Annotated in this window: 13 protein-coding genes; 7 read left to right on the top strand and 6 right to left on the bottom strand. The window is 70.4% G+C overall.

The annotated features are described in order from the left end of the window. Positions 1-149: 149 nt before the first annotated feature. From ACFYWM_RS11295 to ACFYWM_RS11275, 5 genes are all read right to left on the bottom strand, one after another. A complete protein-coding gene (locus tag ACFYWM_RS11295; protein ID WP_389912208.1) occupies positions 150-1,103 on the bottom strand; it encodes an amino acid ABC transporter permease in 954 nt (317 codons plus the stop codon). Continuing rightward, the gene (locus ACFYWM_RS11290; RefSeq protein ID WP_389912205.1) at positions 1,100-1,768 is read right to left on the bottom strand and encodes an amino acid ABC transporter permease; all 669 of its coding nucleotides are present in this window, start codon (positions 1,766-1,768) and stop codon (positions 1,100-1,102) included. The genes ACFYWM_RS11295 and ACFYWM_RS11290 overlap by 4 nt, the downstream gene beginning before the upstream one ends. Before the next feature lie 60 nt (positions 1,769-1,828). Beyond that, positions 1,829-2,650, bottom strand: coding sequence for a glutamate ABC transporter substrate-binding protein (locus ACFYWM_RS11285; protein WP_389912203.1), 822 nt, complete (start codon positions 2,648-2,650; stop codon positions 1,829-1,831). A 51-nt stretch (positions 2,651-2,701) separates the two neighbouring features. Further along, positions 2,702-3,457 (bottom strand): amino acid ABC transporter ATP-binding protein, encoded by a 756-nt coding sequence (locus ACFYWM_RS11280; protein WP_389912200.1) that lies wholly within the window; start codon positions 3,455-3,457, stop codon positions 2,702-2,704. A gap of 80 nt (positions 3,458-3,537) precedes the next feature. After that, positions 3,538-4,221: a Uma2 family endonuclease gene (locus ACFYWM_RS11275; RefSeq protein ID WP_389912197.1), complete on the bottom strand. Its 684-nt coding sequence runs from the start codon at positions 4,219-4,221 to the stop codon at positions 3,538-3,540. 166 nt (positions 4,222-4,387) lie between these two features. On the opposite strand from ACFYWM_RS11275, the gene miaB reads away from it, so the two are divergent. The 4 genes from miaB to ACFYWM_RS11255 all read left to right on the top strand — a co-directional run bounded on the left by miaB (position 4,388) and on the right by ACFYWM_RS11255 (position 8,290). After that, entirely contained in the window at positions 4,388-5,884 is a 1,497-nt protein-coding gene (miaB, locus tag ACFYWM_RS11270; RefSeq protein WP_389912194.1) for a tRNA (N6-isopentenyl adenosine(37)-C2)-methylthiotransferase MiaB, read from the top strand. Positions 5,885-6,219: 335 nt separating this feature from the next. After that, positions 6,220-6,768, top strand: a complete 549-nt coding sequence (locus ACFYWM_RS11265; RefSeq protein ID WP_389912192.1) for a hypothetical protein — start codon at positions 6,220-6,222, stop codon at positions 6,766-6,768. Between the two features lie 226 nt (positions 6,769-6,994). Then, the gene (locus ACFYWM_RS11260; RefSeq protein ID WP_389912189.1) at positions 6,995-7,693 is read left to right on the top strand and encodes a hypothetical protein; all 699 of its coding nucleotides are present in this window, start codon (positions 6,995-6,997) and stop codon (positions 7,691-7,693) included. 69 nt (positions 7,694-7,762) lie between these two features. Continuing rightward, a complete protein-coding gene (locus ACFYWM_RS11255; RefSeq protein ID WP_389912187.1) occupies positions 7,763-8,290 on the top strand; it encodes a methylated-DNA--[protein]-cysteine S-methyltransferase in 528 nt (175 codons plus the stop codon). Between the two features lie 35 nt (positions 8,291-8,325). On the opposite strand, the gene ACFYWM_RS11250 is transcribed toward ACFYWM_RS11255, so the two are convergent. Next, positions 8,326-8,652 (bottom strand): antitoxin, encoded by a 327-nt coding sequence (locus tag ACFYWM_RS11250; RefSeq protein WP_389912185.1) that lies wholly within the window; start codon positions 8,650-8,652, stop codon positions 8,326-8,328. Between the two features lie 73 nt (positions 8,653-8,725). Here ACFYWM_RS11250 and miaA point away from each other — a divergent pair, with 73 nt between their 5' ends. The 3 genes from miaA (at position 8,726) to ACFYWM_RS11235 (ending at position 13,384) form a co-directional block, all read left to right on the top strand. Then, positions 8,726-9,631 (top strand): tRNA (adenosine(37)-N6)-dimethylallyltransferase MiaA, encoded by a 906-nt coding sequence (miaA, locus tag ACFYWM_RS11245; RefSeq protein WP_389912182.1) that lies wholly within the window; start codon positions 8,726-8,728, stop codon positions 9,629-9,631. 104 nt (positions 9,632-9,735) lie between these two features. Beyond that, positions 9,736-10,542 carry a diaminopimelate epimerase gene (dapF, locus tag ACFYWM_RS11240; protein ID WP_389912179.1) on the top strand — a complete coding sequence of 269 codons (807 nt, stop codon included), beginning with the start codon at positions 9,736-9,738 and terminating at the stop codon, positions 10,540-10,542. Positions 10,543-11,182: 640 nt separating this feature from the next. Continuing rightward, positions 11,183-13,384, top strand: coding sequence for a tetratricopeptide repeat protein (locus ACFYWM_RS11235; protein WP_389912176.1), 2,202 nt, complete (start codon positions 11,183-11,185; stop codon positions 13,382-13,384). The last annotated feature ends 36 nt before the right edge of the window (positions 13,385-13,420 follow it).

Below are 13,420 nucleotides of genomic sequence, written 5' to 3'. Positions count from 1 at the left end.
GTCCGTGACCCCTGGGACCCCCATGACCCCTGGGACCCCATGACCCCTGGCCCCCCATGATCCCGTGACCCCACGACCCCGGGCGGGAGCTTCCGGCACGCGAAAGGGCGGCCACCGGATCCGGTGACCGCCCTTCGAGCGCGCCGCTTCTACGGTGCGGGGGTCGTGGGGGTGCCGAGGCCGCCCTCGACCGCCGTCGGCGAGTCGGGCCGGGCGATCGGCTTGGCCGCGGTCTTCCTGCTGCGACGGCTCCGCCGCTCCAGCCAGGTGGCGACGGCGCCCACCATCACGTTGATGATGATGTAGATGATCGCGATGACGATCACAGCGGGGATGATGTTGTTGAAGTTGGAGGGCAGCACGCGCGCCCCCGCGTTCAGCAGGTCCTCGAACGACACGATGAAGCCCAGGGCGGTGTCCTTCAGGAGCACCACCAGCTGCGCCACGATCGCCGGCATCATCACCGTGACCGCCTGCGGCAGCAGGATCATCCGCATCACCTGGCCCGGACGCATGCCGACCGCCAGCGCGGCCTCGCTCTGCCCCCGAGGGATGGACAGGATGCCCGCCCGTACGATCTCCGCCAGCACCGAGCCGTTGTACAGGACCAGGCCGATCACCACCGCCCAGAACGGCGTCACGGTGAGCCCGAAGACCGCGCTCCCGCCGAACATCACCGCGAAGATCATGATCAGCAGCGGGATCGCCCGGAAGAACTCGACGATCGCGCCCGAGGCGCGGCGGATCCAGGCGTTCGTCGAGAGCCGGCCGATGCCGAAGACGAACCCGAACGGCACCGCGATCACCGCGGCCACCGCGGCCGCGGTGAGCGTGTTCACCAGGCCGGGCAGAATCAGGTTGATCCACACGTCGCCGCGCAGGAACGGCGTCCACAGATCGGCGCTGAGCTGGTTCTTCTCGTCGAGCTTGGTCACCATCACGTACGCCGCGAACAGCACGGCGAGGACGACCAGCACGGTGAGCACGTTGTTGCGTATCCGGGCCTTGGGGCCGGGGATGTCGTACAGGACGCTGACGCGTTCGGAGCTCTCGGCGCGCCGCTTGCGCGCCGGGGGCCGCTCGGTGGTGGTCACCGCGGTCATCGGACCACCGCCAGGCGCTTGGCGAGCCAGCCGAACAGCAGTCCGGTCGGCAGGGTCAGGATCAGGAAGCCCAGCGCGAACCCGGCGAAGATCTGGATGACCGCGTCGCCGTGCGCCTCGAACAGCGTCTTCATGGTCAGGGACGCCTCACCCACCCCGATGGCCGCGGCGATCGTGGTGTTCTTGGTCAACGCGATCAGGATGCTGCCCAGCGGGGCGATCACCGCGCGGAACGCCTGGGGCAGCACGATCAGCCTCAGGTTCTGGCCGAACGTGAGCCCGATGGCGCGGGCCGCCTCCGCCTGGCCGACCGGGACCGTGTTGATCCCGGCCCGGATCGCCTCGCAGACGAACGCCGCCGTGTAGGCGGACAGCCCGATGATGGAGAGCCACAGGTAGTTGACGGACAGGCTCTCGGAGAACGAGACGTCCAGGACGAGGCCGAGGCCGAGGCCGCAGAACACGATCACCAGGGTGAGCGGGGTGTTCCGCAGGACGTTCACGTACGCCGTGCCGATCCCGCGCAGGATCGGCAGCGGGCTCACCCGCATGCCCGCGAGGATCGTCCCGAGCACGAGCGCGACCAGCCCACTGGCGAGGGTGAGCCGGATGGTCAACCAGAAAGCGTCAAGGATGACCGGGAATTCTTCGAAGAGTGCCTGCACTCATCCCTCCAAGGTCACGGGCCGGGACGTTCGCACGCCCCGGCCCAGGTCGTGACCGAATCAGTAGCGCTCGACAGCCGGCGGGGTGGTGAAGAACTTCCCGAACTCACCGAAGTTGGCGTCGATGGCCTTCTTCCAGGCGCCGTCCTTGAACATCTTCTCCACGGCCGCGTTGACCTTGTCGCGGGTCTCCTTGTCCTCCAGCTTCAGGCCGATGCCGTACTTCTCCTCGGAGAAGGGCTTGCCGACGAGGCGGAACTTGCCGGGGGACTGGGTGGCGAAGCCGGCCAGGATCGTCGCGTCGGTGGAGATCGCGTCGACCTGCTTGTTCTCCAGCAGCGGCAGGCAGGCGCCGTAGCCCTGCTGCTCGGTGAGGAAGCCGCTCTTCCACTCGTCGCCGAACTTCTCGACCAGGCGGGCGGGGGAGGAGGAACCCTGGGCGCCACAGACCTTCTTGGTCTTGAGGTCCTCGACGCTGTTGATCGTGGTGTCGTCCGCCCGGGTCAGGATGTCCTGGCCGGTGACCAGGTACGGGCCGGCGAAGGCGACCTTCTTCTTGCGGTCGTCGGTGATCGAGTAGGTGGCGATCACAGCGTTGACCTGGCCCTGCTGGATGAAGGACTCGCGGTTGGCCGAGATGGCCTCCTTGAACTCGATCTTGTCGTCCGCGTAGCCGAGCTCCTTGGCGACATACCTGGCCACGTCGACGTCGAAGCCCTTGAAGGAGCCGTCGGGCTGCTTCTGGCCGAGACCGGGCTGGTCGACCTTGATGCCCACGACGAACTTGTCGCTTCCGCTGCCACCGCCGTCACCGCACGCGGTCAGACCGGCCATCGCCGCCGCGGCCGCGATCACCACGGCTCCAATACGACGTACACGCATTCTTGCTACCTCGTCTTTCGTCAGGGACATATCAGGGGTGGAGCAGAGCCGTCAGTGAGTGAGGATCTTGGAGAGGAAGTCCTTGGCCCGGCCGGTCCTGGCGTTGGTGAAGAACTCCTCGGGGGTGTTCTCCTCCACGATCTGGCCCTCCGCCATGAACACCACGCGGTTCGCCGCGCGGCGGGCGAAGCCCATCTCGTGGGTGACGACCATCATCGTCATGCCCTCCTGGGCGAGACCGATCATGACGTCGAGCACCTCCTGGACCATCTCCGGGTCGAGCGCCGAGGTCGGCTCGTCGAACAGGATCATCTTGGGGTCCATGGCCAGGGCGCGGGCGATCGCCACGCGTTGCTGCTGGCCTCCCGAGAGCTGCGCGGGATACTTCGACGCCTGGGCGCCGATGCCGACCCGCTCCAGCAACTCCATTCCGCGTCGCTCCGCCTCGCCCTTCGCGATGCCCCGGACCTTGATCGGCCCGAGGGTGACGTTCTCGAGGATCGTCTTGTGGGCGAACAGGTTGAAGGACTGGAACACCATCCCGACCTCGGACCTGAGCTTGGCCAGGGTCTTGCCCTCCACGGCGAGCGGCTGCCCGTCGAAGGTGATGGTCCCCTCGTCGATGGCCTCCAGCCGGTTGATCGTCCGGCAGAGGGTCGACTTGCCGCCGCCCGATGGGCCGATGACGACGAGGACCTCGCCGCGGGAGATCGTCAGATTGATGTCCCGAAGGACGTGCAGGCTGCCGAAGTGCTTGTTGACGCCTTCAAGCACGACCAGAGGAGTCTTGTCCCCGTTCTCCGTCATGGTGGACAACGTAATTCTGTAAAGGGCACCTGGGGCTAACCCTGCGGTACCGATCAGATCACGGCCTGCTCACGCCTTGATCATCGGACCCTGCCCAGCGTAGCCGGGTCGAGGGTGAGTTTGAAGGGTTCTGTCAGCTCCACGGTCGTCCCGGCGGCGACGCGGTGGATGAGCTGGTACTCGTCGTTCTCGTCGAGCGCGTAGGTGAAGATCACCGGAAGCGCGTCGGATCCTCGCCCTCGGAACGGATTCATCTCGATACGCCAGAAGTGGGAGATGCCGACCTCCGCGTATTTCGTGTGTTTGATGATCCGATCCGTGGCCGTGGTGGACTTGGAGACTATCTCCACCACCAGGTGGACCCACTCGGGCCGCGCGACCTCCGCGCCCTCTTCGAAGGGCGCCGCCTCCACCACCATCAGATCGGGAATGACGCCGGGCTTGCGATCCAGAAGGAGGCCCGTCGCGGTGACGGGGATCAGATTCTCCGGCGTCACCGTCTCCAGGTAGGTCTGGAGACGGTCTCCGATGCGCTGGTGCCTGAATGGTGGAGCGGGGGACACGATGAGGCTCCCGTCGATGAGCTCGTAGCGACCGCCGTCGTCTCGCGAGTTGAGCTCGGACCATTCGTCGAAGCTGAGTTCGCCGGGAGTTTCCCAGATGACCGTTTTCGGCACTGCCTTCTTGCGGGGCTTCTCGCGCGGCTTCTTGACGGGCTTCTTGGCCTTCACCGGGGCCTCCGAGGTCTGCACGAGCATCGCCATCGTGGCTCACCACTCTCAGCTGTCGGTCGAGTCCTAATTCTCGCATGCGGCTTTGGAGCCCCACCTTAGCGAAGTGATTGACTTTGAGTGACTTAATGATTACGGGGAGTTCGACGGGGTGGGGGCGTACCTGAAGGTTCGGCGGAGCGCCTACCCTTGTCGTGAGATGACTGCCACCGTGGAGAGCGCCCGCACGTACGAGGTCCGTACCTATGGGTGCCAGATGAACGTGCACGACTCCGAGCGCCTGTCGGGCCTCCTGGAGGACGCCGGATACGTCCCGGCCGCCCAGGGGGAGACGGCCGACGTGGTCGTGTTCAACACCTGTGCCGTACGTGAGAACGCCGACAACAAGCTCTACGGCAACCTCGGCCACCTGCGCCCCTCGAAGGTGGGCAACCCCGGCATGCAGATCGCCGTGGGCGGCTGCCTGGCGCAGAAGGACCAGGGGGAGATCGTCCGCAGGGCGCCCTGGGTGGACGTGGTGTTCGGCACCCACAACATCGGCTCGCTGCCGGTGCTGCTGGAGCGGGCGCGCGTCCAGCGGGAGGCCCAGGTCGAGATCAAGGAATCCCTGGAGACCTTCCCGAGCACGCTGCCGACCAAGCGCGAGTCCGCCTACGCCGCCTGGGTCTCGGTCTCGGTGGGGTGCAACAACACCTGCACGTTCTGCATCGTGCCCGCCCTGCGCGGCAAGGAGAAGGACCGTCGCCCCGGCGACGTCCTCAACGAGGTGCGCACCCTGGTCGACCAGGGCGTGCTGGAGATCACCCTCCTCGGCCAGAACGTCAACACCTACGGCGTGGAGTTCGGCGACCGGCTCGCCTTCGGCAAGCTGCTGCGGGCCTGCGGCGACATCGAGGGGCTGGAGCGGGTCCGCTTCACCAGCCCGCACCCGGCGGCGTTCACCGACGACGTCATCGCGGCCATGGCCGAGACGCCCAACGTGATGCACCAGCTCCACATGCCGCTGCAGTCGGGCTCCGACCGGGTCCTCAAGGCCATGCGCCGCTCCTACCGGGCCGAGCGCTACCTGGGCATCATCGAGCGGGTCCGCGCGGCCATGCCCGACGCGGCGATCTCCACCGACATCATCGTGGGCTTCCCCGGCGAGACCGAGGAGGACTTCCAGGGCACCCTCGACGTGGTGCGCGAGTCGCGGTTCGCCAACGCCTTCACGTTCCAGTACTCCATCCGGCCCGGCACCCCCGCCGCCACCATGGACCACCAGGTTCCCAAGGAGGTCGTGCAGGAGCGCTACGAGAGGCTCGTCGCCCTGCAGACCGAGATCTCCTGGGCGGAGAACAAGAAGCAGGTCGGCCGGACGCTCGACGTGCTGGTGGCCGAGGGTGAGGGCCGCAAGGACGAGGCGACCCACCGCATGTCCGGCCGGGCCCCCGACAACCGCCTGGTGCACTTCGCCCCCGGCGCCGAGGCCCCGCGCCCCGGTGACGTGGTGAGCGCCGAGGTCACGTACGCGGCGCCGCACCACCTGGTCGCCGACGGTCCCGCGCTGAGGCTGCGCCGCACCCGCGCGGGCGACGCCTGGGAGGCCCGCCAGGGCGCCCCGGCCGGAGCCCCCGGTCCCGGGGTCATGCTCGGCATGCCCTCGATCGGCCGTCCCGCCCCGCTCCCCGAGGCTTCGGGCTGCTCCGTCTCCTGAGATCCCGCCCTTCGTACGCCCCGCCGGAAACGCCTCTCCCGAGTTTTCTCCTCTGGTTCGGGAGAGGTCTTCCGGGAGCCGTTCGGAGGTGCTCCTCCGTGTGACGCCTCCCAAGATCGAAAGTCCGGGATCCCCTGTGGCGACGGCGATTCCGGCGGTGTCACCGTCCCTGCCAGGGGGTATGCGCGCGGCGCCGTCACGGGTTCCCTAAAGGATGATATTTCGTGATTCGCCTGTGATTGATGTGCAAGCGTTTCCCTGCTGTGGCTACTGTGGTTTGGCACCCTCGGAAGCCGTGGAGGTTTCCCCCCGAGAGCCGCAGGGAGTTTTTCCTCATGCACGTCCCTCCATCTCCGAACAGTCCCGGAGAACCAGAGATCCTCACCGGCCCCGCCGATGAGCCCAGGAAGCCCCGCAAGCGCAAGCCCCAGCGGATGAACGGCCTGGCCATAGCCGTCTTCTCCGTCCTCGCCGCCGCCCTCCTGGGCGGGGGCGCCGTCTTCGCCTTCATGAACGCCGGACGCGACGACCCCCGGCTGCCGCCGGCACCGGACAGCGCCCAGGAGACCTCCCAGGAGGCCGGGCCGGACCGGAACCCGCCGCAGCCCGGGAAGCAGGAGCCGGAGAAGGGGGCGGACGCCGCCTCCGGAGGCGGCGGCACCGGCACCGGCTCCGGCAATGACGCCGACACCGACACCGACACCGGCACCGGTAGCGGCTCGGGCTCGGGCGGGGCGGACGAGAGCGGGCCCGGAGGCGAGTCGGCCGCCGGGCAGCCCTCGAAGAACAAGCCGTCGAAGCAGCCGCAGAGCGGACAGCAGGACTCCCCCGAGGACGACCCCGCCGGATACGTGCATCCCCAGGGGCCCGTCGGCGGCTACTGACCGGGATCCGCCGGAGGCGACCGGCGCGCGCGGGGTACGGTGAGCGGATCACCGTGCCCCGGCGCGTTTCCACACCCCACGCGGCCGCTGTCCCGTACGGTCGCTGTCCCGCCCGTACGGCCGTCATCCCGTACGGCCGTCATACCGTGGAGCCGTCATCCCGTATGGCCGTTCTCGCCGGGAGACGGAGGGCGGTTCCCGGGGAGGGCTCCGTTAGTCTGGCGAGGTGCTTGTCGCCGCGGCCGTGTGCCCGCATCCTCCGCTGCTGGTCCCCGAGCTGGCCGGGGCCGCGGCCCCGGAGCTCGACGACCTCAGGACGGCCTGCTCGGCCGCTGTCGGGGGGCTGCGCGACGCCGGGGCCGACGAGATCGTGGTGGTGGGAGGCGCGGATCGGAGCGCGGCGTACGGCGCGGAGGCCGCCGGGAGCCTCGCGCCCTGGGGCGTCGACGTCCGGAGCGGCGAGGGGGAGCCCGTCCTGCCGCTGTCCCTGACGATCGGCCGTCGGCTCCTCGAAAGGGAACGCCTGGCGGCCTCGGGATTCCACGCGATCTCCTTCGACGCGACCCCGGGGGAGTGCGCGGCCCTGGGGGAGCGGCTCGCGGCCACGGCGGGCCGCGTGGCGATGCTCGTCATGGCCGACGGCTCGGCCTGCCTCACCGAGAAGTCCCCCGGATACCTGGACCCGCGCGCGAAACCGTACGACAGGGCGATCGTCGAGGCGCTCGCCCGCGCGGAGGTCCCGGCGCTGGACCCCGTGGAGGCCGCCGAGCTGTGGGTGGCGGGCCGCGCGGCCCTGCAGGTTCTCGGCGGGACGGGAACCGGGAGCGGGAACGGAAGCGGGAACGGGGGAGGCCTGCGCGGCGAGCTCCTCTACGACGAGGCGCCCTACGGCGTCGGCTACTTCGCCGTCCGCTGGACGGAGTGATCCGGCCGCGGTGGCCACTGTGGCGGATGAGGTGGAAAACCCGGGAAGCCGGAAGGAGGCACGAGAGCGATGGCGGGAAGCGTGGCGTTCGGGAGTGTTCCGACGCGGTTGGGGGACATGGTCGTCGCCGTGACCGAGGACGGGGTGGCGAGTGTGGGATGGGGTGACCTGTCACGCTTCAGGGCCCGCCTGCTCGACCGGCTCGGGCTGGAGGAGGCGGACGACCCCGGCAGGACGGCGGCCGTGCTCGGCGAGCTGGACGACTACTACGAGGGCAGGCTGAAGGTCTTCCAGGCGCCGGTGGACTGGCGGCTGACCTCGCCGGTGCAGCGCAGGGTGCTCGGCACGCTCCACGAGACGGTCCCGTACGGCAAGGTGGTGACCTACGGCGAGCTGGCGGCCCGCAGCGGGACGGGTGTTCCGGCGCGGGCCATCGGGTCGATCATGGGAGCCAACCCGGTCCCCGTCATCGTGCCGTGCCACCGGGTGGTCGCCGGGAACGGGCTCGGCGGGTTCAGCGGTGGCGACGGCGTGGAGTCGAAACGCTGGCTGCTGACCCTGGAGGGCTACCTGCAGCCGATGCTCGACTGGGACTGACCGGGACCGGGGCCGGGATCGGCCTCGCCGGTCGCCTACGGTCCGTAGGGCGGCGGCGTGGTGCCGGGCTGGCCGGGACCGGAGGTGCCGTCGTCCCGGCCGGAAGGCGTGGAGCGTCCGGGCGCGGGTGTCGTGCCCGGCTGGGCGGTGCCCGATGTCGTGTCCGGTCGGGTGGTGTCCGGCTCGTCGATCTTGTCGGCCATCTCCCTGGCCTTCCGCGCGGCGGTGTCGATGTGCCGGGCGTGCTTTCCGCCCAATCTCCTCCTGGCGATCTGTTCCGCCTTGTCGATGCCCTGTTTGGCGAGTTCTTCGGTCTTGGCGTTGCCGCCCAGCATGTTCTTGACCTTGTCGAGGATCGACATGGTGAATCCCCCAATTCCGATGCGAGGACGCATCGCCTCTCACCCATACCCGGGGAGTTGGCAGACTTACCCCGTGCCTCAGCTACCCGTCATCGCCGTCGTCGGCCCGACCGCGGCCGGAAAGTCCGACCTGGCCGTGGATCTCGCCCTCGAACTGGGGGGCGAGGTGATCAATACCGACTCCATGCAGCTTTACCAAGGAATGGACATCGGGACGGCGAAACTCTCCGTGGCGGAGCGCAGGGGAGTGCCCCACCACCTGCTGGACATCTGGGACGTGACCAGGGCCGCCAGCGTGGCCGAGTACCAGTCGCTGGCCCGGCCGATCATCGACGGCCTGCGGGCCGAGGAGACCGTGCCGATCCTGGTGGGCGGATCCGGGCTGTACGTTCGGGCCGCCCTGGACGACCTGGAGTTCCCCGGCACCGACCCGGAGGTCCGCGCCCGGCTGGAGTCCGAACTCGACCTGCGCGGCCCCGGCCCGCTGTACGAGCGGCTCCGCGAGCGCGACCCGAAGGCCGCCGGGACCATCCTTCCGACCAACGGGCGCAGGATCGTCCGGGCCCTGGAGGTCATCGAGATCTCCGGACGGCCGTTCTCGGCCACGATGCCGTCGTACGACGCCGTATACGACAGCGTCCAGCTGGGGGTCGAGGTGCCCAGGGAGGTGCTGGACGCCCGGGTCGAGGCGCGGGTCGACCGCATGTGGCGGGCCGGGCTGGTCGACGAGGTCAGGGAACTGGCCGCGCGCGGGCTCGCCGAGGGCCGTACGGCCAGCCGGGCCCTCGGGTACGCGCAGGTGCTGAGCTTCCTCGGCGGTGAGTGCACCGAGGAGGAGGCGAGGCAGGAGACGGTACGGGCGACGCGCAGGTTCGTCCGCCGCCAGGAGTCGTGGTTCCGCCGCGATCCCCGCGTGATCTGGCTCCCCCAGCGGGAACCGGACCTCCTGGGTCGCGCGCTCGCCGCGATTCGCGGTTGACCGCCCCCCGGGCCACTCCCCAGACCACCCCCCGGACGGGTGACCGGTGAGCGGCGGGTAGTGGGCGGCGGGGGGCGGGGAAGTGTCTGGATAGAGTTGGTCCCATGCGATTCGCGAAGGGGCACGGCACCGAGAACGACTTCGTCATCCTCCCCGATCCGGACGGTGAGCTGGAGTTGTCCGCGACGACCGTGGCGGCGTTGTGCGACCGGCGTGCGGGGATCGGCGCCGACGGCGTGCTGCGCGTGACCCGGACGAAGCTCAGCCCGGAGGTGTCCGGCCAGGCGGGCGAGGCCGAGTGGTTCATGGACTACCGCAACGCCGACGGCGGCGTCGCCGAGATGTGCGGCAACGGGACGCGGGTCTTCGCCCGCTACCTTGTCGACACCGGCCTCGCCGCGCCGGGGGAGTTCGGCATCGCGACCAGGGGCGGCGTCAAGCGGGTGCGGCTGGCGGAGACGGGTGACGTGACCGTCGAGATGGGCCCGCCCCGGGTCCTGGGGTCGAGCCGCACGACCGTCGCGGGCCACGAGTACGAGGGTCTCCACGTCGACATGGGCAACCCCCACCTGGCCTGCGTCATCGGCGACCCGGTGGCCCAGCTCGACCTGAGTCACCAGCCCGCGTTCGACCCCGAGGTGTTCCCGAGCGGGGTCAACATCGAGCTGCTCAACCCGGTGGGCCCGCGCCGGGTCGTCATGCGGGTCTTCGAGCGCGGCTCGGGCGAGACCAGGTCCTGCGGCACCGGCGCGGTCGCCTCGGCCGTGGCGGCCGCGCGGCTGACCGGTGAGACCAGCGGCACCTGGGCGGTGGAGGTGCTCGGCGGCACCGTCACCGTCACCCTCGACGAGCACACCAGCTACCTGGCTGGTCCGGCCGTCCTGGTCGCGTCCGGCGAGATCACGCTCTGAGGCGTACACGAGACCTCGGCCTCCTCCCGGCCGCGTCCGGGGGGCTCAGGCTCCGCAGCACGCACCGGACCCCGGCTTCCTTCCGGTCGTGTCCGGTGGGCGCAGGTTCCGGGTCGCGTGCGTGAGCCTCGCTTTCCTCCCGGCCGCGTCCGGCGACGTGACGCTCCGGGCCGTGCGCGTCGACCCGGCCTCTCCGCGACCCGCGCGGTGTCGCCATGAGCCCATTGCGTCCGTCTTGTGCCCGTCGTGAACGCGTCGCGTTCGTCGTGAGTCCGTCGTGTCCTCGTGCCCGTCGTGGACGCCTCGCGTCCGCCATGAGCCCGTCGTGTCCTCGTGCCCGTCGTGAACGCGTCATGTTCGTCGTGAGCGTGTCGTGTCCGCCGAGGTCACGCTCAGGGGCGTACGGGTGAATCTTCCGTGACCCCCGCGGTGTCGCGGTGGGGTCCGCGTCCGGCGGGATCGCGCTCGTCCGCACGTGCGCGAGGCCATAGCGTGAGGCCTCGGCGTCGCACGGGATCGTCAAGCTGTTTGGGGCATGCTCCCCGACCTGGCAGACTGACGTCTCATGGACGTGGACATCTGGGCTTGGGTGGGCGACACCCAGCGGCAACTGCATGAAGCAGGTAACACCGGTCTGGCTATGGCGATCGGAGACGTGCCCGCGCAGGCGCTGGAAGGCCGGTACGCGCAGCTCGACGTGCTCGCGCCGGCCATCGCGCAGCAGGCGGAGAACCTGCGGCTGCCCTGGCTGGAGTTCTACGCCCGCTACTGGCACCTGATCGGCCGCGTCGGCGACCGCGCGCAGGGGACGGTCGCGATCGCCGACGCCGAGACGCTGGTGGAGTTCACCAAGCGGGAGGACGTACGGGAGTGCCCGGCCGTGCCCGGCGCCGTCGTGGCGCTGGCCATCGCGCGGGCGAACGCCGACGGTCCCGGTTACGCCGCCGAGCGGCTGGCCGCGCTCTCGGCCCTGGACGTCGAGCCCGACTCGCTCGCCTTCGCCTCCGTCGCCGAGCACCACGTCGCGGCGCTGGTCGACGCGGGCCGTGCCGACGAGGCCGTCACGCACGCAGAGACCGCGGTGGCGGCGCTGGGCGGCGCGGGCCGCGAGGCGAGCTGGGAGCTGGGGGCCGCCTCGGCCCGCGCGCTGCTGGCCGCCGGCCGCGCCGAGGACGCGCTCACCGCGCTCGACGCCGCGACCGGTTTCAAGCCCGACGACCCGGTGGCCAAGGAGCACCGCGAGGGAGTGCTCCGCGCGCTCGTGCTCGCCACCCTCGGCCGCGTGCAGGAGTCCGTCGACGCCCTGCCAGACCTCGACGTGGTGGGCGACCACCCCCGCGTCTGGGTGGAGTGGTCGCACGCCATCCGCGCGCTCGCCGGAACGGCACAGATCACCAACACCTGGCAGCTGGGCCGGGTGCTCAAGCAGTGGATCGACTACTTCGCCATGATGGGCGGCTACCGCGCCCGGGTCGAGCTGGCGCTCGTCGCCGGGCACCTGGCGGTCGCGCGCCAGGGGATCTGGCAGGCGCGCCTGCTGGCCGACCTGGCGGAGTCGGCGTCCGGTGAGCTCAGGAACCCCGGTGACGTCGCCAAGCGGGTCGCCGAGCTGCGCGCCGCCGCGGACGACGCCACCGCGCTTCCGGCCCCGAGCCCCGAGGCCGAGCTGGTCGGCGCCTTCGACGCCGCCGACGGCTTCAACGCCGACCCGGAGCGCTGGGTGGGCTGGCTGACCCCGCTGTCCGGCCGTGACGTGGAGGCCACCCGGCGCCACACCACCACGCTGGGCTTCCTCGGTTACCCGGCCAGGGGCGCCGACATCTACTGGACCATGCTGGTCGAGTCCGGCGACATCGAGAACGCCGACCCGCAGGACGCCGCGTACCTCAGCGGCCTGCTGGTCGAGGCCCGCCAGGACGAGCGGCTGGAGCAGGTGGCCGAGCGGCTGCCCGCCGCGCAGCGACACCTGGCCCTGGGCCGCCTGTACACCGCGCGGGAGCGCTGGGAGCAGGCGGCGGCCGAGGGAGAGGCGGCGGCCGCCGCGGGCGGCGGCATCGAGGCGACCCGCCTGTGGTCGGCCGCGGCGCAGCAGCTCGGCGACAACGCCAAGGGGGCGAGCATCCTGCGCGACCTCCTCGACTCCGGGGAGATCGAGCCGCAGGACGTCTGGCGGATGGTCGTCATGGCGACGGCCGCCGAGGACTGGGAGACCGTCCGCCTCGGTGCCGCCAAGATCGGGATGCCGCTGCAGTCGAGCGAGGGGCCGATCGAGGAGGAGATGGGCCTGGTGCGCATCATCCTTCCCGCCCCCGACGGCAGCCAGCGCCAGGTCCTGAGCGTGCGCACCGGCCCCGCGACCGCGCGCCTGGCCATCCCGCAGCCTCCCGGCATGGAGTACAACGCCGGTGACCTGGTCGTCTTCGAGCCGCAGCTGCTCGAGCCGATCCCGGAGAGCGCCGAGGAGCAGGAGAACTTCGTCCCGCCCTTCGCCGCGGTCAGCATGCTCCGCCCGGGTGGCTACACCAGCTGGTTCTTCGACGGCGCCGCTCCCAGCCAGGCCGACTGGACGGAGTTCAACGACGTCATGGCCGAGCGCGGCTGGCCGATGTGGGTCTACAGCGACGACAACTACACCGTGAACCACCCGACCTCGGGCGAGCCGCTGCCCGGCGTGTTCGGCTGGATCGCGGTCCCGCCGGACGTCAGCCCGGTCGAGCTCGACGCGCTTCTCGACGACGCCACCGAGCGCTGGGTGCACCCGCTGGCCTGGCTCGACCTGGCCAAGGCCGTCGACGTCGAGGTGGAGCGGCACGAGAGGATCACCAAGGAGTACGGCCTGTAGGACGGGCTCGCCACGGCCGCGCCCGGCGGGGCGCGC

The organism is Streptosporangium sp. NPDC002721 (assembly GCF_042888905.1).
Classification (GTDB): domain Bacteria; phylum Actinomycetota; class Actinomycetes; order Streptosporangiales; family Streptosporangiaceae; genus Streptosporangium.
Note: the sequence above shows the minus strand (reverse complement) of the source record. Positions and strands in the feature narration are given on the sequence as shown.